Here is a 25,265-nt window from a genome sequence, read left to right as displayed (position 1 = left end):
AAACAGACTATGAGTATTACAGGAATTATTATTGCTGCTGCAATCGTAGGCGGCACCGGATTATTCATTGGTGTGTTCCTTGGAATTGCGGGAAAAAAGTTTGCAGTAGAAGTAGATGAAAGAGAAGAGGCTATCCTGGAAGTCCTTCCTGGAAATAACTGTGGAGGATGTGGATATGCAGGTTGTTCCGGTCTTGCAGCAGCCATCGTAAAAGGAGAAGCTGAAGTAGGCGGATGTCCGGTCGGCGGTGCTCCGGTTGCGGAGAAGGTTGGCAAGATTATGGGAATCGAAGCGGGAACACAGGTTCATCAGGTTGCTTTTGTAAAATGTGCAGGAACTTGTGACAAAGCAAAGCAGGAATATGAATATCATGGCTTAAACGACTGCGTAATGGTGAATATGATGCAGGACGGAGGGCCAAAAGCATGTAATTATGGCTGCCTTGGAGAAGGAAGCTGTGTGAAAGCCTGTCCATTTGATGCGATCCATATCGTAGATGGAGTTGCAGTGGTGGATAAGGATGAGTGTAAGGCATGTGGAAAATGTATTGCCGTATGTCCGAAGAACTTGATTGAATTGGTGCCATATGATCAGAAACATCTGGTACAGTGCAGTTCCAGAGATAAAGGTAAGGATGTTATGAAGGCATGTTCCGTAGGATGTATCGGATGTAAGATGTGTGAGAAGGTATGTGAATTTGATGCAGTGAAAGTCATCGACAATATCGCCCACATTGATCCGGAAAAATGCACGAACTGTGGAAAATGTGCAGAGAAGTGTCCGAAGAAGATTATCTTATAAGAGAGGACATAGCATGAAAAGACGAACTTTCAGGCAGGTTGTGCGGGATGGACTGCGTCTGCTGTGGAGTGACGTCAAAGAGATAAAATGGGTGATTATGGGTATAATCGCCTATTTTGTCGTTTTAAGAACGTTTTTTCACGGTGGGTGTCCATGGGTTCTGATTACGGGAATGCCGTGTCCGGGATGTGGACTTACCAGAGCGGGAATATGTCTTTTGCATTTTGATTTTGCAGGGGCATGGAAAATCCATCCATTTATCTATGCAGTAATATTCTTCGTGCTTTTGTTCGGAATCAATCGGTATGTGTTCCTTAGAGAGAGCAGAAAATGGATGCTGCAGCTTTTGGTGGCAGGTATGCTTCTTATGGTAGCGTTCTACGTATGGCGGATGTTTCGCTATTATCCGGGAGAGCCGCCTATGAGTTATTATCCGGGAAATCTGCTGTCAAGAATTCGGGAATATTTATGAGTTTTCCGAAAAGGAAGGGCTGTATAGAGAGATAAAGATTCGTATCAGAAGGTATAAAAATAAAAAGCAGAGGGTTTATTTTGTTTAGAGTCATCCACTTGGGAAGACCTTGCGACAAAATGAGCCGTCTGCTTTTTGATTTATTTCTGTTGAAAATTAGCGGAGTAGTGAATCTTATTGTCATTTGTAATGAAGACAGCATCCACGTTTTCCATCTGGCTGATCATTTTCATGCTTTCGTCGTAGCCCAACAGAAAGCAGGTAGTGCTGAAAGCATCGGCCGTCAAAGAGGAATTTGTAATGATGGTAACGCTGGTCAGCGTATTTTCGCATGGATAACCGGTTCTTGGATCCAAAATGTGGTGATACAGATTCCCGTCTACTTCGAAGTAGCGCTGGTATGTACCGGAAGTTACGACAGATTTGTCGGCAACCTTCACGGAAGTAATCGGTTCTCCAGTGTCTTTAAAAGGAGCCTGAATTCCAACGTTATAATCAGAACCGTCTGGTTTGGTTCCCATGGCCAGAATATTTCCTCCTAAATTGATGAAAGCGTGTTTGACTCCCTGCTTCTCCAGGTAATCGCGGATGCGGTCAGCAACGTATCCCTTGGCCAGTGCGCCAAGATCGATGGCAGCTGCCGGATCGGCAAGAGTGACCACATTGTCGGAGATCATAATGTTTTCATAATTTACATGAGATAGAGCTTCGGCGATCGCACCAGCATCCGGTATGATGTGCTCACCGGATTTGAAGTCCCATAATTTGGATACGGGGCCAATGGTGATGTCAAAGGCACCGCCGGAAAGCTCGCTATAATAGATTCCCTTTTTGATCAGCGCTGCCGTTTCAGGGGACACTTCTACGGGTGCGCCGCCGGCAGAATTGATTTTAGAAATTTCGCTTTCTTCATTATAAGAAGAGAACATCAGGTCGTATTTCTGGCACAGTTTTTTGCAGCCGTTAAGGATGCTTTCTTCTGCAGGATCTAGAATCTGTACACTGATGACGGTATCGAACAGGGTATCAGTATAAGTCAGTTCTTTCTTTTTCGATAAGCTGGAACATCCGCTTAAAAGGAGCGCGGCAGATGCCAGCAAAACAATCAGTCGTTTTGATTTCATAAGACACCTCTTTGATCTGTAAAATTGGATTGCAGGGTATAATCTGTCACGGGCGTGACAGCAAGCCGATATATCGGCTTGAATTGCATATAATGCAATTATTATACCATGAAAAGTCGGATCTGCAAACTGACATATGGTTGATGGCATAGATTTCTTGTGTTAAAATAGAACAGAATGAATGAAAGAGGTAAAAACCATGGGTGAAAATCATACAAAGAAATTTCGATTCAAAAAGAAAGACTGGCTTCTGATAGGAATTATTGTGGTTGTGGCAGGCGCTGCATTTCTGTTTCACGAGCTGATTGGGGGCGAGGGCGCCGGTGTTATTAGCGTGAAGGTGGACGGTGTGCTAGAAGGTACCTATACGTTGTCTAAGGATCAGGAAATTTCGATCAATGGAGGAACGAACATCCTCATAATCAAAGATGGAAAAGCAGATATGGAGGAAGCGGATTGTCCGGATCAGCTCTGTGTGCACCAGAAAGCCATTTCAAAAAACCATGAGAGCATTATTTGTCTGCCGCATAAGGTTGTAGTGGAAGTGGAAAGCGCAGAGTCAGGAAAGCTGGACGGGATCAGTAATTAACGGGACGGCAAGGGAGGAAGAGCAGTGAAAAGCAGAGTAGCATATTTTGGCGTATTCACAGCATTGGCTCTGATCTTCAGTTATGTAGAGACGCTGATTCCGATTTCATTCGGAATCCCAGGTGTGAAGCTGGGGCTTGCCAATTTGATTATTGTGATCGCACTTTATAAAATGCGTCTTTCGGAAGCCTATCTACTCTCAGTAGTCAGAGTGGTTTTATCCGGATTTATATTTGGAAATTATTTTAGTATTATATACAGTTTGGCAGGGGGGCTTTTGAGCCTGACAGCTATGGCGTGTTTGAAAAAAAATGACGGCTTCAGCGTGATGGGAGTCAGTGTGGCTGGAGGTGTCTGCCACAATATCGGTCAGTTAATTGTTGCCATGCTGGTCGTTGAGACGTTCAGCGTGGCTTATTATGTGCCGGTTCTTCTTGTTGCCGGAGTGGCAACAGGTCTGGTGATTGGTCTGGTGGCAAACGGGATGATTAGGAGACTAAAAGATATTCAATTGTAGGAGGAGTTATGATATCGTATATCAGAGGAACCCTTGTGGACTGCGAAGAGGACAAGGTGATTGTAGATGTAGGCGGAGTGGGATATGGAATTTACATGGCGGGTTCTGCCATGGGAATGCTTCCGCCAGCAGGAAGTGAGGTTAAACTACACACATACTTAAGTGTAAAGGAAGATGCCATGAAGTTATATGGCTTTTTTACCCGCGATGACTTGCGGGTATTCAAATTGTTGATTGGAGTAAATGGAATTGGTCCGAAAGGAGGACTTGGGGTTTTGTCTGTCCTGTCGCCTGATGATCTTCGATTTGCGGTTCTGTCCAATGATGTCAAGGCAATCTGTGCGGCGCCGGGAATCGGAAAGAAGACAGCAGAAAAGTTGATTTTGGAATTAAAGGACAAGCTTCATCTAGAGGATGTACTGGATCATCTGGAAGAAGCACCTACATCGGGGGTCTCTTCCGGTGGACAAGGAGAGGTGCAAAGTGAAGCGGTACAGGCGTTGGTGGCTCTTGGTTATGGCAGTACAGAGGCTTTAAGAGCTGTGAAACAGGTAGAGATGCAGGCAGATACCGATGTGGAAACGGTGCTGAAACAGGCGCTGAAATACATGATGTAGGGAGCAGAGCATGAGCAGAAGAATTATCACGACGGAGAATTTGGAAGAAGATATTAAGATAGAGAACCATCTTCGTCCTCAGCTTTTGGAAGATTATATCGGACAAGAGAAGGCAAAGGAGACGTTGAAAATATATATTGAAGCAGCGAAAGCCAGAGGAGAGGCTCTGGATCATGTGCTGTTCTATGGTCCTCCGGGGTTAGGGAAGACAACACTGGCGGGAATTATTGCCAATGAGATGAATGTGAATTTGAAGATTACCTCTGGACCGGCAATTGAAAAGCCGGGGGAGATGGCGGCGATTTTGAACAATCTTCAGGAGGGAGACGTTCTCTTTGTGGATGAGATTCATCGGCTGAACAGGCAGGTGGAAGAGGTACTTTATCCGGCGATGGAAGATTATGCAATTGATATTATGATTGGAAAAGGGGCAAGTGCTAGGTCGATTCGTCTGGATTTGCCGAAATTTACCCTTGTTGGTGCTACCACCAGAGCGGGAATGCTGACGGCTCCTCTGCGGGATCGCTTCGGTGTGGTAAACCGGATGGAATACTATACTGTGGAAGAATTAAAGACGATTATTATACGATCAGCACATGTGCTGGAGGTTGGAATTGATGAAAGAGGCGCTTACGCTCTTGCCAGACGGTCAAGAGGAACGCCGCGTCTGGCTAACCGCCTCTTAAAGAGAGTTCGGGATTTTGCGCAGGTAAAATACGAAGGACATATTACAGAGGAAGTGGCTAACTATGCGCTGGATTTGCTGGATGTGGATAAGGAAGGGTTAGATCAGACGGATCGGGATTTACTTCTGATTATGATCGAAAAGTTCCAGGGAGGGCCGGTAGGACTCGATACGCTGGCGGCATCACTTGGCGAGGATGCAGGAACCATAGAGGACGTATATGAGCCTTATCTTCTGAAAAATGGATTTATTCAGAGAACACCAAGAGGAAGGGTTGTAACAGATCATGCATATCGTCATCTTGGAATTTCATGCGAAAATGAATAAATTTGTGGCAATTTGCAGCGGATTAGTTTATAATAGTTATCAGAGTATTAGGAAAGTTCGAGGAGGCTTTTTATGGCATCATCAAAAAATTATACAGAAGTATTAATTGGGGGAAAAGTATTTACGCTTAGCGGATTCGAGAGTGAAGAGTATCTGCAGAAGGTATCTACTTATCTGAATCATAAGATTGACGAATGTGGGAACAGCGATGGATACCGGAAGCAGAGTGCGGAGACAAGAAGTATCCTGCTGGCATTGAATATTGCAGATGATTACTTTAAGGCGAAAAAGCAGGGAAGTACGCTGGAGAGTGATATCGAAGCCAAGGACAAGGAGATGTACGATCTGAAACATGAATTGATCTCTGTACAGATTAAGCTTGAGAATGCAGAAAAAGCGATGGACAAGCTGAAAGAGGAGAACAAGGAGCTTCAGATGAAGATCGTACAGCTTGAAACAGAGATAAAGAATAATCATAAAAAATAGGCTGTCCGAGGACAGCCTATTTTTCTTCAAAGAGATAAGGTGCGGGGAACAGACAAATCCCTGCTAGATAAATAGGGATAGGAAAAGGAATATGATGAAACGAGAAGTTGAAATATTGGCGCCTGCCGGATCGATAGAAAGTTTAAAAGCGGCGATTCTTGCAGGGGCTGATGCCGTTTATATCGGCGGCATACAATTTGGCGCAAGAGCGTATGCAAAAAATCTGTCAGAAGAAGAATTGTTAGACGCAATTGATTATGTGCATATCCATGGGAGGCGGATTTATCTGACGGTGAATACCTTGCTGAAAGATTCAGAGATGGATGGACTGTACAGTTATCTTCTTCCATACTATAAAAGAGGATTGGATGCGGTGATCGTACAGGATGCAGGTGTGGCAGCTTATATCCGCCGTTATTTTCCGGATCTTCAGATCCATGCAAGTACTCAGATGACCATTACCGGAAGCAGGGGAGCGGCATTTTGGAAAGCCCAGGGGATTACTCGTGTTGTTCCGGCCAGGGAACTGTCTCTTGCGGAGGTTAGACAGATCAAGCAGGAAACGGGTCTGGAGGTAGAGTGTTTTGTACATGGAGCTCTCTGCTACTGTTATTCTGGCCAGTGTTTAATGAGCAGCATGATTGGAGGAAGAAGCGGCAACCGAGGACAGTGTGCTCAGCCATGCCGTCTTCCGTGGCAAGTGAAGGGGCAGAAGCCGAAGGATCTTATGAGCTTGAAAGATTTGTGCACAATTGAGATGATTCCGGATTTGATTGATGCAGGAATCGACTCCTTTAAAATCGAAGGTCGGATGAAACAGCCGGAATATGTGTTTGTGGTGACTCAGATGTATCGGAAGTATGCGGACGCGTATCTTGCAAATGGAAGAGAGAAGTTCCGGGTTACGCAAAGTGATCTTCAGAAACTGCAGGAGGCTTATCAAAGAAGGGGATATAGTGAAGGGTATTATCGACAGCACAACGGAAAGAATATGATATCCTTTCAGCGTCCGCAGCCGGCAAAAGATCGGGAAAAAGATCAGGGAAACAGCTGGTTGGATGAAAAAATACAAGAAAAAATTAATGGCAAATTAATACTTTCTGTCGGGCAGAGTGCTAAACTGGTGGTGAGCGCCAAGGAAACGCAAATTCTGTGTACCGGGGAGATAGTTCAGAAGGCTCAGAGCCAGCCGCTTTCAAAAGAGCGGATAGAAAAACAGATGCGAAAGACAGGAAATACAGATTTTCTGTTTGATCAGCTGGAGATTGTGTTGGAAGGGGAGGTATTTCTTCCAATGCAGGCGCTGAATGAATTGCGTCGGGAGGGGCTTTCTCTCCTCAGTGAAGGTTTATTAAAAACCTATCGGAGGGAAGTGAAAGTACAGCCCAAGAAGGAGACAATCCCGGAATCGAAAGGGAAGGATCCGGAAATTACGATGTTGGTTCACACGCAGGAACAGCTGGAGCAGGCTCTTTTAATTCCGGAGATTTCAGCTATCTATGTGGACAGTACAGTGGGACTTGGAATGAAAGCGTATCGTCTGCTTCAAAGTCATGCCGGGAGCGAGAAGAGATTCTTTCTTGCACTTCCTTATATCCTGCGCAAGGAGGGGATTTCTTTCTTAGAGCAGGAATATAGCGAAGCACTTACACACTATGACGGAATGTTGATTCGAAACTGGGAAAGCCTGTCCTGGCTGTGGGAAAAGGGATATGAAGGAGAGATACGTTCTGATCAGAATTTGTATGTGTGGAATCAATATGGGAAAGCATTTTTTAAAGAAAATGGAATCAGCAGGATTACAGCGCCTGCGGAACTTAATGACAGAGAGCTGCTGCGGCTTGGAATTACGGAGGCAGCACTGCCTGTTTATGGTTACCAGCCGGTAATGATTACAGCAAACTGTATAGAGAAAACGACGGGAACCTGCAGGAGACAGGAAGGGGTATTGTCGATATTTGACAGATATCAGAAAGAATTTCGGGTTCAAAAGTGCTGCAAATACTGTTATAATGTGATTTATAATTTGAATCCTCTCTACCTGGCAGATAAACAGGAAGAGATTCGGGCGTTAGCGCCTGCAGAGCTTCGTCTGGATATGACGGTGGAGACAGGAAAGGAACTTCAGAAAATAACAGCTTCCTGCATCCATGCCCTTCTTTCTGGTGAAAAAACGCAGCCTTTCGTATCTGAGTTTACCAGGGGACATTTTAAACGGGGAGTAAAGTAGGTGGAAAATTGGTTAATATTATTGTAGAATTATCAAAATATCTGATGATTATTTTCATCACAATGTATACATATCTGTGTTTTAACATTTTCGGATATTATGATCCGGATAAAAAGAAACGGATGCTGAGGAAGCAGAATGTATTGATGTTTACGATTCATATGATCGCGTTTGTGGTGATGTATCTGGAGACGGAAGATATTAAAATGTTTGCATTCTATCTGATGCAGGTGGTGTTGTTGGGAGCGATCATTCTTCTGTATACATTGATTTATCCGAAGGTCTCAAGGCTGGTTGTCAACAATATGTGTACGCTGCTTTCGATCGGATTGATTATGCTGACCAGGCTGAATTATGAAAAAGCGGTGAAGCAGTATGTGATTGCGGCAGGAACAGTTGCCCTAAGTCTGGTGGTTCCGGTCATTATCAGAAAATTTAAAAAACTTCCTGAGTGGCGTAAATTCTATGGCATTGCAGGAATTGTGTCGCTAGGGGTTGTTGCTGTATTAGGGCAAGTATCCTACGGTGCCAAGCTGGGATTTACCATTGGAGGAATCAGTATTCAACCGTCAGAGCTGGTGAAGATTGTTTTTGTATTTTTTGTGGCGGCGAGTTTTAAGTATTCCATGGAATTTAAGAATATTGTGATTACTACAGCCGTTGCAGCGTTTCATGTTTTGATTCTGGTTGCGTCCAAGGATTTGGGGGCGGCGCTGATTATTTTTGTGGTGTATCTTACAATGTTGTATGTGGCCACCCATCAGCCGCTTTATCTGTTGGCCGGGCTGGGGGCAGGAAGTGTGGCTTCCGTTGCAGCGTACTATCTGTTTGGACACGTGCGTACCCGTGTGAATGTGTGGAGAGATCCCTTTGCGACGTATGACAATGGAGGATATCAGGTGGCGCAATCCCTGTTTGCGATTGGTACTGGCGGATGGTTTGGAATGGGATTGTTCCAGGGAGAGCCGGATACCATACCGGTAGCGGATGAAGATTTCATTTTTTCTGCTATCTCAGAAGAAATGGGATTGATCTTTGCATTATGTATGATTCTTATCTGCGTTAGCTGTTATATTATGTTCTTAAATATTGCAATGCAGCTTCATAACATGTTCTATAAGATGGTGGCACTTGGACTTGGAACCTGCTATATTTTCCAGGTGTTTCTGACAATTGGCGGAGTGACGAAGTTTATTCCTTCCACGGGGGTGACGCTTCCGCTGGTAAGCTACGGAGGAAGCTCCCTTCTGAGCACGCTGATTATGTTTGCAATTATTCAAGGGTTATATATATTAAGAGAAGACGAGGAAGAGGATATTGAAAGAAAGAAGAAGGAGCGGTTACGAGCAAAGAGAAGCAGACAAGCGTATCCGCAGAGACCAGGAAAAACGGGAAATGTCCCGGAAAGAGCGAAGAGAAGCGGTCAAAAGAGACAAGAAGCGGGAAAAGGCAAAGCGCGCCCGGAACAAAGAGTTCGCTAGGGTTACTTATATTTTTGTGGCGCTTTTCCTTGGAATGATGGGATATATTGCATATTTCCAGGTGGTAAAGAGCCGGGATATTATCAGAAGCCCTTATAACGCCAGGCAGGACTCTTACGCAGACCGGGTTGTGAGAGGAAAGATTGTAGATAAGAACGGCAATGTACTGGCGCAGACAAATGTGGCTCCTGATGGAACAGAGACGAGAGAATATCCATATGGGAATATCTTCGCGCATGTAGTTGGTTACAGTGTGCAGGGAAAAGCCGGATTAGAAGCGGAAGAAAACTATGAACTTCTGACGTCTAATGCATTCTTCCTGGAGAAGCTAAAGAATGAATTTCAGGATCAGAAGAATCAGGGAGATACCGTGGTGACGACGTTGGATGCGACGCTTCAGGAGGCGGCATATGATGCCCTGGGAGCCCATAAGGGTGCGGTTGTAGTTTTGGAGCCAAGCACAGGAAAAATTCTTGCTATGGTATCGAAGCCAGATTATGATCCAAATACGGTAAAGCAGAACTGGGAAGCCCTTAGTACAGATGAGAACAGTGTGCTTTTAAATCGGGCTACGCAAGGGCTCTATGCACCGGGTTCTACCTTTAAAATTGTGACGGCGCTGGAATATATGAGAGAACACAGTGATTATAATTCTTACAGCTACAATTGCACGGGTGTCATTGAACAGGAAGGCACAGCTATTCACTGTTACGGCGGAAATGTACATGGTCCTTTGGATTTGCAGGGAAGCTTTGCCTATTCCTGTAATACATCTTTTTCCAATATTGGTTTGAGCTTGGATCCGTCTGCATTTCAGGCGACATCGAAAGAGCTGTTGTTTGGAAAGAAGCTCCCTTGCGTACTTCCGGCGGCGAAGAGTAGTTTTACTCTGTCAGCGCAGGATGGAAGTGCGGCAAGAATGATGACGGCAATGGGACAGGGGCAGACGCAGGTAAGTCCTTACCATATGGCCCTGATTACGGCAGCTGTTGCCAATGGCGGAACGTTGATGAAGCCGTATCTCGTGGATTCAGTGACGAACTATAAAGGCGCAGAGATGAGTAAGAATAAACCATCCAAATACGGAGAGCTTATGACGGCTCAGGAGGCTTCGGCGTTGAAATCTTATATGCAAAGTGTGGTGGATTATGGAACGGGATCCGTTCTTTCCGGTCAGTCTTATACGGCGGCAGGAAAGACAGGAACTGCGGAGTATAGTTCTGATAAAGAGAAAGACCATTCCTGGTTTGTAGGAATGTCTAATGTGGAAAATCCGGAACTTGTCATCAGTGTGATTATTGAGTCTTCTGATGGAACGGCCAAGGCTGTTAATGTGGCAAAGCAGGTGTTTGATACTTATTATTACTAGAAAATATTCCTGAAAAGGGGTTATACTATGAGGTACTGTCGAAGACTTTTCTGGCCAGAAGGACTGGAAAAGAAGAAAGAAACAATTATCAGGAGACTGAATGAGAACCGTCTGCAGTGGGATTTGTTTGTAGTTACACTGCCGGAAGGGGAAAAGAATCAACTGGAGATTTATAATACCGTGCAGTTTTTGCAGCCGGCTTATCCCACGGAAGACTATCTGGTGGTGGGAATTGCCAGAGGTTATGACGCGGCAGTGGAATTGGTAGAAGCCATTGTAGAAGAAGTGTATCGAAAGACAGGCGGGGCAGATGTACGGTCCTTTATATTAGAGAAAGAACAGGAAGAGTAGGAATGCTGCATATTCTATTACTGATTTTAAAAATAATTGGAATGATAATTGTAGGAATACTGGGGATACTGGTATTGCTGATCGGAATTATCCTCTTCGTCCCTGTCCGCTATGAAGGAAAAGCGGTCTGTGAAAAGACGATGAAGAATCTTCAGGCGCAGATGCGGGCAAGCTGGCTTTTGCATCTGGTCAGTTTCCGACTGGCGGTGAAGGATGGACGCATCAAATGGAAGCTTCGGGTTGCATGGAAGACAATGATGGGAGCTTCAGAGTCGGAAGCAGAACCAGAACCAGAAGCAGAACTGAAAGCGGAACTGGAATTGGAGAATGAAAAACGGGAACAAATGGAGGCAAAGCAGGATGAAGACACTGGATGGAAAACAGTTGAAAAAGCTTGTGAAACGCAAAAAGAAGCTCTGGAAGAAGCTTTGCAGATGGAAGAAAAAGCTGTGGAAAAAGTTCGAGAAGCAGAAACGCAGACAGTGGAAGAAAGTGCAAAGATTGACCGGAAGAAAGTGGAGAAAAGCGGCGAAGAACGTAAAAGCACTTCAAAAAGCAATGCAGAAAAGAAAGAAAAAGAAAGTCTGATCAATAAGATCAAATGTACATTTCAGAAGATCTGTGATAAAATAAAAATATTATTGGATAGAAAAGAAAAAGTCACGGAATTTCTGACGGATCCGACTCAGAGAAAAGCCTTTGCGAAGGTGAAGAAAGGAATTGTTACACTGTTAAAAAAGATCCGGCCTAAGAAATTAAGTGCAAAGATTCACTATGGATTTTCGGATCCTTACAATACAGGGAAGGTGTTGGCGGTTCTTGGAATACTGTATCCGTTTTATGGAGAGGCAGTGGAGATCGAACCGGATTTTGAAAACCAGATTCTGGAAGGAAGTTGCTATATCAAAGGAAGAATCCGAGTTTCGCTGTTTGTGGGCCTTTTGCTGAAGTTGGTTTTGGCAAAGGAAGTGCGCTTGGCGTATCGGCAGATCAAAAATTTTAAATGGTAGCAGGCAGGAGGAGAAAAAGTATGGCTGAAAGTAATTTTAAAGGAACGGTGGAAGCGCTGTTTCATGGGATGAATGGAGTAGTGTCCAGTAAAACGGTGGTAGGAGATGCGATTCATATTGGAGATACCATTATCCTTCCGTTGGTGGATGTATCCTTTGCGGTGGGAGCCGGATCATTCAATGGTGAAAATAGGGAAAAGGGAGCAGGCGGTATTGGCGGAAAGATGACTCCAAGTGCAGTGCTAGTGATTCAGAACGGACATACCAAACTGGTCAACATTCGAAATCAGGATACCATGACCAAGATTCTGGATTTGATTCCGGATGTCATGGATCGTTTTCAGGAGAGAAAAGAGGGAAAAGTGACAGAAGAGGATGTGATGGATATCCTGGATGAAGCAGAGAAATAAAGGCGATTAATTTCAATCTTTTTCTGTTAAAGAATAAATATCGGCATCTGTGCATAGATTGATAGAAAATGCAAGCAGAGGTGAGTGTATGAAGCGGGTCGTTGGATTTGCGCTTTTCTGGGTGGCGGTTGGAATGGTTCTGGCGTTGATCCTGCCGAATACATTTGTGGAAGTGCTGTGTATTATTCTGTGTATCCTTGCAGGTTACAATTTGTTCTGCTGTTAGGAGGAAAAGAAGAGACAGCAATATAAAAATGGACAAAACAAGCAAAATAGTAAAATAACACTTGCAATTACAGCCCATATCTGATAAAATACTATTGTTGTGAGTCTGGAGAAGAGACTATATAGGTAGGTTAGGAGGTGCAATCATGGCAAAATGTGCTATTTGTGAAAAGGGAGCTCACTTTGGAAACAATGTAAGCCACTCTCATAGAAAAACACCAAAAATGTGGAAATCAAATGTAAAATCAGTTCGTGTTAAAACAGAAGGCGGAGCTACAAAGAAGATGTATGTATGTACTTCTTGTCTGAAGTCAGGCAGAGTAGAGCGTGCTTAATTGAAACTGATATCAGTAAGAATTAAAACTCAGATTTCGTCAGGAATCTGAGTTTTTGTTTAATTATAGAAATGTCAAAAAGTACATTTCATGTTTTAAAATTATAAAAAGGGAATCAGAAAGGAGACGGCAGAGATGGAATATAAGATTACAGGATGCAAGCCGGAAAAATTATTTCACTTTTTTGAGGAGATCAGTGCGATCCCAAGAGGATCTGGAAATGAAAAGGCAATCAGCGATTATTTGGTAGCCTACGCAAAGGAAAGAGGACTTTGGTATTACCAGGACGAACTTTTTAATGTAATTATTAAGAAGCCGGGAAGCAAAGGCGCAGAAGAGCAGAAGCCGGTGATGCTTCAAGGGCACATCGATATGGTATGTGAAAAATTGGAAGGCGTTGAGCATGATTTTACGAAAGATGGATTAAATCTTTTGGTTGAAGATGGAGCTTTGAAAGCAGATGGGACAACCCTGGGCGCGGACAATGGAATTGCGGTGGCGTTGATGTTGATGGTAATGGATGATGAGACACTTGCGCATCCGCCGCTTGAGTGCGTATTTACCAGTCAGGAGGAAACAGGACTTTTTGGAGCAGCTGGACTTGATAAATCCCAGATCAGTGCATCTACTATGATCAATCTGGATTCAGAAGAGGAAGGAATTGCGACGGTAAGCTGTGCGGGAGGACTTCGTATCATTGCGTCCAGAAAAGTGGAAAGAGAAGAGATCAATGGAACGCAGCTTCAGTTGTCTGTATCTGGATTGATGGGAGGACACTCTGGAAGCGATATTAATAAAGGACGTCAGAACGGTAATATTTTGATGGCAAGACTTTTGTACCGTTTGCTGGAAGGAACGGATGGAAGAGTGGTTTCCTTCGTGGGCGGAACGAAAGATAATGCAATCCCGAGAGAGTGTAAGGCGTCTTTGGTTTATGCAGATTCCAAAGAAGCAGAAAATGCGAAGGCTTTGGCAGAAGAGCTGGCAGAAGCTTTCCGTGATGAATTAGCAGCGTATGAGAAGGAAATTGCCTGCAATGTGACTTCACAGGAGGCGGTAGTTTCTGCGTTGACAAGAGAGGATAGCATGACGGTTGTAAAAGCGGTATATATGGCGCCAAACGGTGTTCAGAAGCGTAATATGACCATGGAAGGCTTTGTTGTTACCTCTACAAACCTTGGAATTGTAAATCTTGAAGAGAATGTGATGTATATTAACTTCTCGCCAAGATCTTCTGTAGTATCTCTGATGGAGGATCTGAAACTTCGAATCAGACTGTCCATGGAAGAGTATGGATTTGATTGCGAATTTAGTGCAGAGTATCCAGGGTGGAGTTATAAAGAAGAATCTGCAGTAAGGGAAGTCTTCAAAGACAGTTATCGTGATCTTTTCAAAGATGAGTTAAAGATCGAAGCGATCCATGCAGGATTGGAATGCGGACTGTTTTCTGATGCCCTTCCTGGAATTGATGCGATTGCAGTTGGACCGACCATTCAGGGTTGTCATACTCCGGATGAGCGTTTGCCACTGGATTCTGTAGAGCGATTCTATGAACTTTTGACGGATGTATTAAAGAGAATGGCGAATTTATAGGCATTTGTAATGCAGCGATAAAAACAATAAAAAACGGACTGTCCTGGAGCATTTTATGCCTGAGACAGTCCGTTTTTGATATTATTCTTTTCTACTTGCATATCTGATACTTCACTTTATTATTTTCTTTGATTTCCTGAATCATTTTTTGTTTCATCATATATGGAAGGATGGACTCCAAAAAAGTTTTGGGATCTGTAACACCCATTTTTTCTGTGGTAAAAGGCTGCTTTGCAGTCAGATCTTTTACAATAGGTTCCAGTTCCATGCGAGTCATTGGGCCGTTTTTTTTCAGAGCTTTTCGAACCTTGGAAATTCCTTTGGAACATAGCATATTAGAAAGATCCTGACCCTGCCGCATAGAACGCCAAAGCCCCCATCCGTAAATGATGGCAGTTGCGACTGCGAATAATAAAACATAGGGAAGATATTTTAGCATTATTTTTCTTCTCCTTTCCAGTGGATCAATTTGTGATCATGTAGGATTTCAAGAAATTTAATCAGCCGGGACAAAGATTTTTCCATTCCCGGAAATTTTGCATCCATATCTTTGGAGAGTTGATGAACATCTTTGCAGTCATCAATGGACAGCCATACAAAGCTTCCATAAGTATCCAGCTTGATGTCGCTTACTCGCGGGCGACGGAAAATACGCTGAGCGATCTTGTGATAGAATCCTTTCCATTCAATGAAAAGAGTTACCTGCCCTTTCTCGCTGGTTTCAAATTCGATCTTTGGATTTCGGACAGGAATGAAGTCTAGATAATTTTTGTTCTTGTTTTTCTTTGACATGGGTAAAACTCCTCGTTTGCATTGATTACAACTATCTGATAATAAGATACAGCCTGCGAATCACAGGCTGTATCCGTTATGCTTATTTTACAAGACTTTTATTCATCTTATTTGCTTTTTTTAGATTTCTTAATACATACCATGTACAGGGAAACAAGAAGCAGGATGAACAGAATCAGGCTTCCAATCTGTGGAAGTGCAAATGGGGAAACAATCTTTGTATCCAGTTTTGCAACAGCCAGGGCTGCAAGAACAACACCCATGAGACCTTCTCCAGCGATAAGACCTGATGTGTACAGGATACCGCGGTCGATAGAAGCGTTCTTCTCTTTTTCTTCACCTTTACGGCGTTCTACGATGAATCTTACGACACCACCTGCCATGATACCAGCATTCAGACTGAATGGAAGGTACATACCTACAGCAAATGGAAGTACCGGAATCTTCAGGATCTCAATTACGATAGCTACAAATACACCGATTAAGATCAGTGACCATGGAAGCTCAGCGTTCATGATACCTTCAACAAGCATTTTCATCATTGTTGCCTGTGGTGCAGGGATTTCAGCAGAGCCATAACCCCATGCCTGGTTCAACAGGTTCAGTACATAACCGATAGCGATTGCAGAAGCAAATACACCGATCATTTCACCGATCTGCTGTTTCTTAGGTGTAGCACCAAGAATAAATCCGGTCTTTAAGTCCTGTGAACAGTCGCCTGCGATAGCAGCGATAACACAGATGATACCACCGATAGCGATAGCACCGATCATACCAGTTGTTCCGTCTGTTCCGGTAACCTTCAGAAGAAGAGTTGCGATAATCAGTGTAGCAATCGCCATACCGGATACAGGGTTGTTGGAAGAACCAATCAGACCTACCATACGAGAAGATACAGTCGCAAAGAAGAATCCGAAGATAACAACGATCAGAGCACCCAGTGGGTTAACCGGGAATGCTGGGATCAACCAGATTGCAATTGCGATTACCAGTACGATTACAAGCAGTAATGGCATTGGAAGATCATCTTCTGTACGAAGTGCTTTGGAAGCAGTATGGTTTTTCTTCATGCTGGACATTGCCTGTTTGAAGGTTCTTGCGATCAGAGGAAGACTCTTGATCAAGCTCATGATACCTCCGGCAGCAACGGCTCCGGCACCTATGTACTTAATGTAAGTTCCCCACAGGTCTCCAGGTGCAAGTTCTGCAATTGGAGTAGTTCCTGGGAAGATCGTTGCATTAGCACCGAACAGTGCGATCATAGGCATCAGCACAAACCAGCTTAATGTACTTCCGGCAAGCATGTAGCTAGAGATCTTAGGTCCACAGATGTATCCAACACCGGCCAGTGCAGGAAGAACCTGAATACCAGCGTGAGATCCTGGGTAACCTTTGAAGTCATAACCGATTTCGCTTGGGAACAGTTTTACACCGTCAGCGATAAATTTGTAAGCAGCTGCAATTCCAAGTCCTGCAAATACAGTACTTGCTTTGCTTCCTCCTTCTTCTCCAGCCAGAAGTACTTCTGCACAAGCAGTTCCTTCCGGGAATGGAAGAGTACCATGTTCCTCTACGATCAGCGCCTGACGAAGTGGTACCATGAAGCATACACCTAAGATACCTCCGACAAATGCTACCAGGAAGATGGTAATGATGCTAGGAGAATCGATCTTTCCTTCTTCAGCCCATAAGAATAATGCTGGAAGTGTGAAGATTGCTCCTGCGGCTACAGACTCACCGGCAGAACCGATGGTCTGAACCAGGTTGTTCTCAAGAATGGAATCCCTACGCATAATAACACGAATAATACCCATGGAGATAACTGCGGCAGGGATAGAAGCTGAAATTGTCATACCTACGCGAAGCCCCAAATAAGCATTAGCTGCTCCAAACACGATAGCAAGCAGGATACCAATCAAGAGAGAGGTCGCTGTAAATTCCGGTACGACACGGTCGGCTGGAATATACGGCTTGAACTCGTTCTTGTTGTTTTCCATGTTCTCAATCCTTTCTATGAAAAATTCTATTGCAATATATGCAACATTACGTATTATATCACTTTATTGTCATAAAGGGAAGAAAAATGTGCTTTTTTATACAAAAAACATGAATAATTGTAAAAGTTTTTGTATTGTATTATATGCGGAAAGGGAGTATAATATTATATTATTATGGTTTACTATGGCTATATATAAAATAAAAAACGGAGGTTTTTAATTATGAAAGGATGTATGAGCACAGATCTCGGCATTATTACAATTGATCCAGAAGTAATCGCAAAATATGCCGGTACAGTAGCAGTTGAATGTTTTGGCATCGTTGGTATGGCTGCAGTGAATGTAAAAGACGGACTAGTTCATCTGTTGAAGAAGGAAAGTCTGACAAAAGGAATCCAGGTTGATATCTCTGATGATAATCATCTGACTATAGACTTCCATATTATTGTTGCATATGGAGTAAGTATCTCTGCGGTAACAGAGAATTTGAACAGTAATGTAAAATACCGCGTGGAAGAATTTTCCGGAATGCCGGTAGATAAAATTAATATCTACATTGAAGGCGTCAGGGTCATCGATTAATTAAGGAGGACATAGGAAAGTGGCTACAAAAACAATCAGTGTGGATATGCTTGCAAAGATGTTTCTTGCAGGTGCACAGAATATTGAAGCGAAGAAGGAATATATTAATGAGCTGAATGTGTTTCCAGTGCCGGACGGCGATACGGGGACAAATATGTCTCTGACCATTATGTCAGCGGCGAAGGAAGTGACTGCGCTTTCAGGATCTGATATGAAAGAACTTGCAAAAGCAATTTCTTCCGGATCATTAAGAGGAGCAAGAGGAAACTCAGGGGTTATTCTTTCCCAGTTGCTGCGAGGATTTACGAAGGCAATTCGTGAAGAAAAAGAGATTGATGTACTTGCATTGGCAGCAGCCTGTTCAAGAGCGAGAGACACAGCCTATAAGGCGGTCATGAAGCCGAAGGAAGGAACGATTTTAACAGTTGCAAGCGGAATCGCTGAGAAAGCGGCTCAGATGGCAGAAGAGACGGACGATCTGGAAGTCTTTATTCCAGCGGTTATTGAACATGCCGAAGAAGTATTGGCAAAGACGCCGGATATGCTTCCGGTATTAAAAGAAGCTGGGGTAGTAGATTCCGGTGGACAGGGGCTTCTGGAAGTAATCAAAGGTGCCTATGACGCATTCCTGGGAAAAGAGATTGATTACACTGCAATTACGCCCGGAACAGGCGCGGGAGTTGCAAAGATCAGTACAGAAGATACAGCGGATATCAAATTTGGATATTGTACAGAGTTTATTATTCTTACAGAAAAAGAGTTTACAGAAGAAGATGAGCATACCTTCAAAGAGTACTTAAGTTCCATTGGTGATTCCATTGTATGTGTGGCTGATGATGATGTGGTGAAGATCCATGTTCATACGAATGATCCGGGACTGGCTATCCAGAGAGCACTGACATACGGGCAGCTTTCCCGTATGAAGATCGATAATATGCGCGAAGAGCATCAGGAAAAATTAATCCGTGATGCAGAGAAACTGGCGCAGCAGGAAAAGGAAGCGGAAGAGGCAAGAAAAGCAGATGAGCCAAGAAAGCCGATGGGATTCATTGCGGTTTCTATCGGAGAAGGATTAAATGAAATTTTCCGGGAACTTGGAGCCGACTATATTATTGAAGGCGGACAGACGATGAACCCGAGTACAGAAGATATGTTAAATGCGATTGACCGTGTCAATGCGGACTCCATTTTCATTCTTCCGAATAACAAGAATATCGTGCTTGCAGCCAATCAGGCAAAGGCGCTGGTCAAAGATAAAGAGATTATTGTAATCCCAACGAAGACAGTTCCGCAGGGAATCACAGCGATCATTAATTTTATGCCGGATGCAGATGCAAAGACCAATGAAGAAACGATGCTAGAAGAGATTAAAAACGTAAAATCCGGTCAGGTTACTTACGCCGTTAGAGACACAAAGATCGATGACAAAGAGATTCACGAAGGCGATATTATGGGAATCGGAGATCAGGGAATTCTTGCAGTAGGAAAATCTGTGGAGGATACGACGAAGGAGATGCTGGCTCTTCTGGTTGATGAAGATTCTGAGCTGATCAGTCTGTACTATGGAGAAGAAGTATCTGAGGAAGATGCGGATAAGTTTACAGCGCAGATTGAAGAGCGGTATCCGGATGTAGATGTGGATGCGCATTTCGGTGGACAGCCGATCTATTACTACGTACTTGCAGTAGAATAAAAGAATGAACGATAGAAAAAGGGTCAGATACCGGTGTGAGAGCTGCTCAAAACGGATCTGGCTCTTTTTCCGCATCAAGTTACAGCAATGTTAATTAGTAGGAAGGAAAAGATGATAGAACGTACCAGAATCAAAGAATTAAAAGGCATTGGAGAAAAAACGGAGAAACTTTTTGGGAAATTAGGAATTGAGACGGTAGGTGATCTGATTCGTTATTATCCGCGCGGCTATGATGTCTATGAGGCAGCGGTTCCGATTGGAGAATTGGAGGAAGGACGGGTGCAGACAGTGACCGGCATGATCTATGGTCGGGTACAGGTGAGCGGGAACCGGAATCTGCAAGTAACCACGTTGTGTCTTAAGGATTTAACGGGAGTGCTTCGGTGTGTTTGGTTTCGGATGCCATTTCTTAAAAATACACTTTCAGATGGTGGGAAGATTACATTACGAGGACGAGTTGTCCGAAAGAAGAAGGATCTGGTTATGGAACATCCGGAAATCTTTTATCCCAGTGAAAAATATCAGGAAAAGCAAGATACCCTTCAGCCCGTCTATGGACTGACAACAGGGCTTAGTAACAATGCAGTGGCAAAAGCGATCCGACAGGCGCTTGACGGGCTGGATTTGACGAAGGAACATCTGCCGGAAGCGCTTCGACAGCGATATGGATTGGCGGAATACAATTATGCTATTCGCGGGATTCATTTTCCGGAGGATAAAGAGGTTTACTATCATGCCAGAGAGCGGCTGGTATTTGAGGAATTCCTGGAATTTATTTTGTCTATTCGCAGGATGAAGGATCAAAACGAACGCCTTCCAAACGAATATCGAATGGAGCCGAAAAAAGAAGTGGATGACCTGATTGAAGCACTTCCTTATACTTTGACGAAAGCACAGCAAAAAGTCTGGGCAGAAATTCAGGAAGACCTTTCCTCAGATGCGGCTATGTCCCGGTTGGTGCAGGGAGATGTGGGATCGGGAAAAACGATTGTGGCGGTGTTAGCGCTTCTTTATACGGCGCTAAACGGTTATCAAGGAGCTATGATGGCGCCAACGGAGGTGCTGGCAAGACAGCATTATGAGTCGATTACAAAATTGTTTGAGACCTACGGCATAGCAGTGAAGGTGGAACTGTTGACAGGGTCTATGACCACGAAGGAAAAGCGGCGTTCTTATGACCGGATAGCGTGCGGGTATGCAAAGATTATTATCGGAACACATGCGTTGATACAAGGGGCGGTTAGTTATGATTGCTTAGGGCTGGTAGTGACAGATGAACAACATCGGTTTGGTGTGAAGCAGCGGGAAATATTTGCGAATAAAGGGGGATGTCCTCACGTTCTTGTAATGAGTGCAACACCGATTCCGCGGACATTGGCTATTATTCTGTATGGGGATTTGGATATCTCGGTGATTGATGAACTGCCATCGAATCGTCTTCCGATTAAGAATTGTGTAGTAGGAACCGGATATCGAGAGAGCGCATACCGATTTATGAAGCAGCAGATTGGAGAAGGAAGGCAGTGTTATATTATCTGTCCTATGGTGGAATCCAGTGAACATATGGAAGCAGAAAATGTGCTGGATTACACCGAAGCTCTTAAGCAGGAGCTGGGGGGAGATATTGTGATAGCCTACCTGCATGGAAAGATGCGTCAGGCGGAAAAAGACGATATTATGGAACGATTTGGAAGAAATGAGATTCAGATTTTGGTATCGACTACCGTAATTGAAGTTGGAATCGATGTGCCGAATGCGACGGTTATAATGATTGAAAATGCGGAAAGATTCGGTTTGGCACAGCTGCATCAGCTTCGAGGGCGTGTGGGAAGAGGAAAGTATCAGTCATATTGCATTTTTATGACAGCATCCAAATCCAAGGAGACAAAGGAACGGTTGGATATTCTGAATCACTCTAATGACGGATTTCGGATCGCAAGCGAAGATTTGAGACTTCGGGGGCCGGGAGACCTTTTTGGAATCCGTCAGAGCGGTCTTATGAATTTCCGTTTGGGAGATGTCTACCAGGATGCAAAAATTCTTAAAATGGCAAATGAAGCGGCATCGGAGATTATTAAAGCCGATCCTGACTGGTTGAAAAATCTTCCAGATTATGATAGAAATTCCAGTGTAATTATCTAAATCCTCCATATACTAGCATTGTAACAAACAACAAAGTTACAAAGTTACCAAAAGGAGGAGAAGAGTAATGGCAAATCGTTCATCTAACAAAGCAGCCGTACCTGAAGCAAAGGGTGCATTAGACAAATTCAAATATGAGGTTGCAAATGAATTGGGCGTACCGTTAACAGATGGGTACAACGGAGACCTGACATCCAGACAGAATGGTTCTGTAGGTGGATATATGGTGAAGAAGATGATTGAACAGCAGGAAAAACAGATGGCTGGAAAATAACTTCTATTTTAATTCGGGACGGAGTAAAATGAAACTTTACTCCGTCCCGAATTATATTTTACCCTGTCCCTTTTGTATAATTTTGACTTTTTTCTATTATATATAGTAGTAATCGATTGCTAGAGGAAGAAAGTATGAAAAAAATCATTGCAGTTATTGTGGGAATTTTAGTGGGAATCCAAAGCATATGGATATTTCCGGGAGAAAAATGTGTCTGTGCAGAAGAGCTGCCTGGCTCGCAGGAAAATCAGCAGGAACAGGAAGCAGAACCAGAAGAAATGAGTAAGTCAGTGGAAGTGGCCGCGCCGTCTGCAATCCTTATGGAAGCATCCAACGGTCAGGTTATCTATGAAAAGAGTGCAGATCAAAAGCTTGCGCCGGCCAGTGTGACGAAAGTGATGACGCTTCTCTTGATTTTCGATGCTTTGGAGGAAGGTAAGATTCGTTTAGAGGATTCGGTGACGGTGTCAGGGTATGCGGCATCGATGGGCGGTTCTCAGGTGTTTTTGGAGCCGGGAGAAACGCAGACGGTGGATACCATGATTAAATGTATTGCAGTAGCCAGTGCGAACGACGCATGTGTGGCAATGGCTGAGCATCTCTGCGGAAGCGAGGAGGCATTTGTCAGCCAGATGAATCAGCGGGCTAAGGAACTGGGAATGAAGAATACCAGTTTTTTGAATTGTAATGGTCTAGATGCAGACGGGCATAAGACGACGGCGAAGGACATCGCATTGATGTCGCGGGAACTGATCACCAAATATCCAAAGATTCACGAATATTCCATGATCTGGATGGAGAATATTACCCACGTTACAGAGAAAGGCGAGACAGAATTTGGGCTTGCAAATACCAACAAGCTGGTACGCCAGTACGAGTACACCACAGGCTTGAAGACCGGATCTACGGGTCAGGCAAAATTTTGTATTTCGGCTACCGCAGAAAAGGACGGTGTAGAACTGATTGCGGTGATCATGGCAGCCCCGGATCCAAAGCAGAGGTTTCGGGATGCAACGACTCTTCTTAATTATGGATTCGGAATATGCAGGCGATATCAAGAGGAAAAGGTACGGCCGGTGGGAGAGGCAAAGGTTATAAGGGGAGTGAAAAAGACGGCGAAAGCAAAGCAGAAAGAACCGTTTGCTTATGTAGATACAAAGGGACTTGATTTGACGGGAATGAAACGAAAAGTTGTTTGGAATAAGAAGATTCAGGCGCCGATAAGAAAAGGGCAGGTTCTTGGTATGTCTGTTTATTATCTGAATGGGGAGAAAGTCGGAAATGTTGAAATTGTGGCGACAGAGGCGGTCGGAGAGATTACATATAAGACGGCTGCAAAAGAAGCTGCCAGAAGCTTTTTGTTGTAGAGCAAAGAGTAAAAGCGAGCGGGAAAGGTATTTGCAAATCCGGGAAAATAATTATATAATGATCCAAGATATAAAAAGGAGAAGGATCATTGAAGATAGAAATGAAAACGGCAGGGATTCTAGGGGCGGCAGTCGTCCTGGGAGTATTCCTGATGATAGAAATTATTCGGGAGATGCATACCTTTCGTGTAGTACATTATTGTATTGAGTCACCAAAACTTATGGGAATGAAGCGTGCCAGAAGGGCAGTATTCCTGACGGATCTTCATAATTATTGTTACGGGGAGAATAATGCGAGACTTTACCAGGCTATTGTAGACGCAAAGCCGGATGTGATTTTCATCGGGGGAGATATGTTGGTCCGAAAGGATGGATGCTCCTTTGAAAAAACGGCGGAATTTTTGGGGAAACTGCCTGGAATCTGTGATGTTTACTGTGCGAACGGAAACCATGAGCAGAAATTGAAAGAATGGCCAAAGAAGTATCGCCAATCCTATCAGGAGTATCGAAAGCTTCTGACAAACGCAGGGATTATAATGTTGGAAAATGACTGTGCAGAGCTTTTGTGGGATGAAACAAATGTGAAATTGACAGGACTTGAAATTCCCCTCTATGGATATAGTAGATTTGGGAAGAAACAGATTCCTGTAAGTGAATTGAAGCGAAGGATCGGGCAGGCAGATGAGAGTTATCAGATTCTGCTTGCTCATAATCCGGATTATATGGATCAGTATCTGGAATGGGGAGCTGATTTGGTTCTGTCTGGTCATCTTCACGGGGGAATTGTAAGGCTTCCGTGGGTTGGCGGTGTCATTGCGCCGAATTTCACCTTGTTTCCGAAGTATTCCGGAGGACATTACCGGAAGAAAGATACGGATATTGTGGTGAGTCGAGGACTTGGCGCGCACTCTATTCCCATTCGTTTGTGGAACCCGGCAGAACTGGTTGTACTGGAATTTCAAACTTGTGGAAATAAAAAAAATCCTGTATAATATATAAATTGTGATAAAAGGATGAATGTGTGAGGGATATCTATGGGAATTCCGGTAAAACTGCAGGTGTTTGAAGGACCGCTGGATTTGTTGCTGCACCTGATTGATAAAAATAAAATTGATATATACGATATTCCGATTGTGGAGATCACAAATCAATATATGGAGTATATTCAGGCGATGGAGAAAGAGGACCTGAATATAATGAGCGAATTTCTGGTGATGGCGGCTACACTTTTGGATATTAAATGCAAGATGCTGCTTCCGAAAGAAGTGAATGAAGAGGGCGAGGAAGAGGATCCTAGGCAGGAACTGGTAGAGCAGCTGCTGGAATATAAGATGTACAAATACATGTCTTACGAGCTGCGGGATCGTCAGATGGACGGAGAACAGGTGTTGTATAAAGACCCGTCAATTCCGAATGAAGTGCTGGAATATGTAGAACCGGTAGACTTAGATGAATTGCTTGGAGATCTGACTTTGGCTAAGCTGAACCGTATTTTCAAAGAAGTGATGAAAAAGCAGGTGGATAAGATTGATCCAGTCAGAAGTAAGTTTGGAAAGATCGAAAAAGAAGAAGTCACCCTTCCGGATCGACTTGATTTTGTCAGTGAATATGCCAGAACCCATAGTCGATTCAGTTTTCGGTCGCTTTTAGAACAGCAAACTTCCAGAACACAGATTGTGGTGACGTTTCTTGCAGTGCTGCAGCTGATGAAGGAAGGGGTTATTCTGATCCGTCAGGAGCATGCATTTGATGATATTTTGATCCTGTCCCGGATTGAAGAATAGCGGGAGAAAGATT

Annotated in this window: 27 protein-coding genes; 23 read left to right on the top strand and 4 right to left on the bottom strand. The window is 43.8% G+C overall.

Annotated elements, in window-relative coordinates; genetic code table 11:
* Positions 1 to 9: 9 nt before the first annotated feature.
* Positions 10 to 801 carry an RnfABCDGE type electron transport complex subunit B gene (locus tag C0979_RS02450; RefSeq protein ID WP_101694475.1) on the top strand — a complete coding sequence of 264 codons (792 nt, stop codon included), beginning with the start codon at positions 10 to 12 and terminating at the stop codon, positions 799 to 801.
* A gap of 13 nt (positions 802 to 814) precedes the next feature.
* Positions 815 to 1,273: a DUF2752 domain-containing protein gene (locus C0979_RS02445; RefSeq protein ID WP_101694474.1), complete on the top strand. Its 459-nt coding sequence runs from the start codon at positions 815 to 817 to the stop codon at positions 1,271 to 1,273.
* A 140-nt stretch (positions 1,274 to 1,413) separates the two neighbouring features.
* On the opposite strand, the gene C0979_RS02440 is transcribed toward C0979_RS02445, so the two are convergent.
* The gene (locus C0979_RS02440; RefSeq protein WP_101694473.1) at positions 1,414 to 2,397 is read right to left on the bottom strand and encodes an FAD:protein FMN transferase; all 984 of its coding nucleotides are present in this window, start codon (positions 2,395 to 2,397) and stop codon (positions 1,414 to 1,416) included.
* A 199-nt stretch (positions 2,398 to 2,596) separates the two neighbouring features.
* On the opposite strand from C0979_RS02440, the gene C0979_RS02435 reads away from it, so the two are divergent.
* The 14 genes from C0979_RS02435 (at position 2,597) to C0979_RS02375 (ending at position 14,621) form a co-directional block, all read left to right on the top strand.
* Entirely contained in the window at positions 2,597 to 2,986 is a 390-nt protein-coding gene (locus tag C0979_RS02435; RefSeq protein ID WP_101694472.1) for a NusG domain II-containing protein, read from the top strand.
* Positions 2,987 to 3,010: 24 nt separating this feature from the next.
* A complete protein-coding gene (locus C0979_RS02430; protein ID WP_101694471.1) occupies positions 3,011 to 3,502 on the top strand; it encodes a Gx transporter family protein in 492 nt (163 codons plus the stop codon).
* Between the two features lie 8 nt (positions 3,503 to 3,510).
* Positions 3,511 to 4,119 carry a Holliday junction branch migration protein RuvA gene (gene ruvA, locus C0979_RS02425; protein WP_101694470.1) on the top strand — a complete coding sequence of 203 codons (609 nt, stop codon included), beginning with the start codon at positions 3,511 to 3,513 and terminating at the stop codon, positions 4,117 to 4,119.
* A 10-nt stretch (positions 4,120 to 4,129) separates the two neighbouring features.
* Positions 4,130 to 5,131 carry a Holliday junction branch migration DNA helicase RuvB gene (gene ruvB, locus C0979_RS02420; RefSeq protein WP_101694469.1) on the top strand — a complete coding sequence of 334 codons (1,002 nt, stop codon included), beginning with the start codon at positions 4,130 to 4,132 and terminating at the stop codon, positions 5,129 to 5,131.
* 72 nt (positions 5,132 to 5,203) lie between these two features.
* Positions 5,204 to 5,617 (top strand): cell division protein ZapA, encoded by a 414-nt coding sequence (zapA, locus tag C0979_RS02415; protein ID WP_101694468.1) that lies wholly within the window; start codon positions 5,204 to 5,206, stop codon positions 5,615 to 5,617.
* Between the two features lie 91 nt (positions 5,618 to 5,708).
* Entirely contained in the window at positions 5,709 to 7,847 is a 2,139-nt protein-coding gene (locus C0979_RS02410) for a peptidase U32 family protein (RefSeq protein ID WP_242962628.1), read from the top strand.
* Positions 7,848 to 7,855: 8 nt separating this feature from the next.
* The gene (locus C0979_RS02405) at positions 7,856 to 9,328 is read left to right on the top strand and encodes an FtsW/RodA/SpoVE family cell cycle protein (protein ID WP_101694467.1); all 1,473 of its coding nucleotides are present in this window, start codon (positions 7,856 to 7,858) and stop codon (positions 9,326 to 9,328) included.
* 37 nt (positions 9,329 to 9,365) lie between these two features.
* Entirely contained in the window at positions 9,366 to 10,697 is a 1,332-nt protein-coding gene (locus tag C0979_RS02400; protein ID WP_101694767.1) for a peptidoglycan D,D-transpeptidase FtsI family protein, read from the top strand.
* Positions 10,698 to 10,724: 27 nt separating this feature from the next.
* Positions 10,725 to 11,048, top strand: coding sequence for a hypothetical protein (locus C0979_RS02395; protein ID WP_101694466.1), 324 nt, complete (start codon positions 10,725 to 10,727; stop codon positions 11,046 to 11,048).
* A 2-nt stretch (positions 11,049 to 11,050) separates the two neighbouring features.
* Positions 11,051 to 12,058, top strand: coding sequence for a DUF2953 domain-containing protein (locus C0979_RS02390; protein ID WP_101694465.1), 1,008 nt, complete (start codon positions 11,051 to 11,053; stop codon positions 12,056 to 12,058).
* A gap of 20 nt (positions 12,059 to 12,078) precedes the next feature.
* Positions 12,079 to 12,468 carry a GerW family sporulation protein gene (locus C0979_RS02385; protein WP_101694464.1) on the top strand — a complete coding sequence of 130 codons (390 nt, stop codon included), beginning with the start codon at positions 12,079 to 12,081 and terminating at the stop codon, positions 12,466 to 12,468.
* An 88-nt stretch (positions 12,469 to 12,556) separates the two neighbouring features.
* Positions 12,557 to 12,694, top strand: coding sequence for a hypothetical protein (locus C0979_RS11940; RefSeq protein WP_173814194.1), 138 nt, complete (start codon positions 12,557 to 12,559; stop codon positions 12,692 to 12,694).
* Between the two features lie 145 nt (positions 12,695 to 12,839).
* Positions 12,840 to 13,028, top strand: a complete 189-nt coding sequence (gene rpmB / locus C0979_RS02380) for a 50S ribosomal protein L28 (RefSeq protein ID WP_101694463.1) — start codon at positions 12,840 to 12,842, stop codon at positions 13,026 to 13,028.
* Between the two features lie 135 nt (positions 13,029 to 13,163).
* Complete coding sequence (locus C0979_RS02375) at positions 13,164 to 14,621, top strand: aminoacyl-histidine dipeptidase (RefSeq protein WP_101694462.1); 1,458 nt, start codon at positions 13,164 to 13,166, stop codon at positions 14,619 to 14,621.
* Positions 14,622 to 14,712: 91 nt separating this feature from the next.
* On the opposite strand, the gene C0979_RS02370 is transcribed toward C0979_RS02375, so the two are convergent.
* The 3 genes from C0979_RS02370 to C0979_RS02360 form a co-directional block, all read right to left on the bottom strand.
* Positions 14,713 to 15,060, bottom strand: coding sequence for a hypothetical protein (locus tag C0979_RS02370; RefSeq protein WP_101694461.1), 348 nt, complete (start codon positions 15,058 to 15,060; stop codon positions 14,713 to 14,715).
* Entirely contained in the window at positions 15,060 to 15,413 is a 354-nt protein-coding gene (locus C0979_RS02365; RefSeq protein ID WP_101694460.1) for a PqqD family peptide modification chaperone, read from the bottom strand. The genes C0979_RS02370 and C0979_RS02365 overlap by 1 nt, the downstream gene beginning before the upstream one ends.
* Positions 15,414 to 15,520: 107 nt before the next feature.
* Complete coding sequence (locus C0979_RS02360; protein ID WP_101694459.1) at positions 15,521 to 17,410, bottom strand: OPT family oligopeptide transporter; 1,890 nt, start codon at positions 17,408 to 17,410, stop codon at positions 15,521 to 15,523.
* A gap of 222 nt (positions 17,411 to 17,632) precedes the next feature.
* Between C0979_RS02360 and C0979_RS02355 the strand changes: the two genes are divergently transcribed.
* The 7 genes from C0979_RS02355 (at position 17,633) to C0979_RS02325 (ending at position 25,252) form a co-directional block, all read left to right on the top strand.
* A complete protein-coding gene (locus C0979_RS02355) occupies positions 17,633 to 17,992 on the top strand; it encodes an Asp23/Gls24 family envelope stress response protein (protein WP_101694458.1) in 360 nt (119 codons plus the stop codon).
* 19 nt (positions 17,993 to 18,011) lie between these two features.
* Entirely contained in the window at positions 18,012 to 19,685 is a 1,674-nt protein-coding gene (locus C0979_RS02350; RefSeq protein WP_101694457.1) for a fatty acid kinase ATP-binding subunit FakA, read from the top strand.
* Positions 19,686 to 19,796: 111 nt separating this feature from the next.
* Positions 19,797 to 21,827 carry an ATP-dependent DNA helicase RecG gene (recG, locus tag C0979_RS02345; protein WP_101694456.1) on the top strand — a complete coding sequence of 677 codons (2,031 nt, stop codon included), beginning with the start codon at positions 19,797 to 19,799 and terminating at the stop codon, positions 21,825 to 21,827.
* A 67-nt stretch (positions 21,828 to 21,894) separates the two neighbouring features.
* Complete coding sequence (locus C0979_RS02340; RefSeq protein WP_101694455.1) at positions 21,895 to 22,101, top strand: alpha/beta-type small acid-soluble spore protein; 207 nt, start codon at positions 21,895 to 21,897, stop codon at positions 22,099 to 22,101.
* A gap of 134 nt (positions 22,102 to 22,235) precedes the next feature.
* Positions 22,236 to 23,468, top strand: coding sequence for a D-alanyl-D-alanine carboxypeptidase family protein (locus C0979_RS02335; protein ID WP_101694454.1), 1,233 nt, complete (start codon positions 22,236 to 22,238; stop codon positions 23,466 to 23,468).
* A gap of 89 nt (positions 23,469 to 23,557) precedes the next feature.
* Positions 23,558 to 24,460 carry a metallophosphoesterase gene (locus C0979_RS02330; RefSeq protein WP_242962627.1) on the top strand — a complete coding sequence of 301 codons (903 nt, stop codon included), beginning with the start codon at positions 23,558 to 23,560 and terminating at the stop codon, positions 24,458 to 24,460.
* 42 nt (positions 24,461 to 24,502) lie between these two features.
* Entirely contained in the window at positions 24,503 to 25,252 is a 750-nt protein-coding gene (locus tag C0979_RS02325) for a segregation and condensation protein A (protein WP_101694453.1), read from the top strand.
* The last annotated feature ends 13 nt before the right edge of the window (positions 25,253 to 25,265 follow it).

This window comes from Dorea phocaeensis (genome assembly GCF_900240315.1).
GTDB classification, from domain to species: domain Bacteria; phylum Bacillota; class Clostridia; order Lachnospirales; family Lachnospiraceae; genus Dorea_B; species Dorea_B phocaeensis.
Note: the sequence above shows the minus strand (reverse complement) of the source record. Positions and strands in the feature narration are given on the sequence as shown.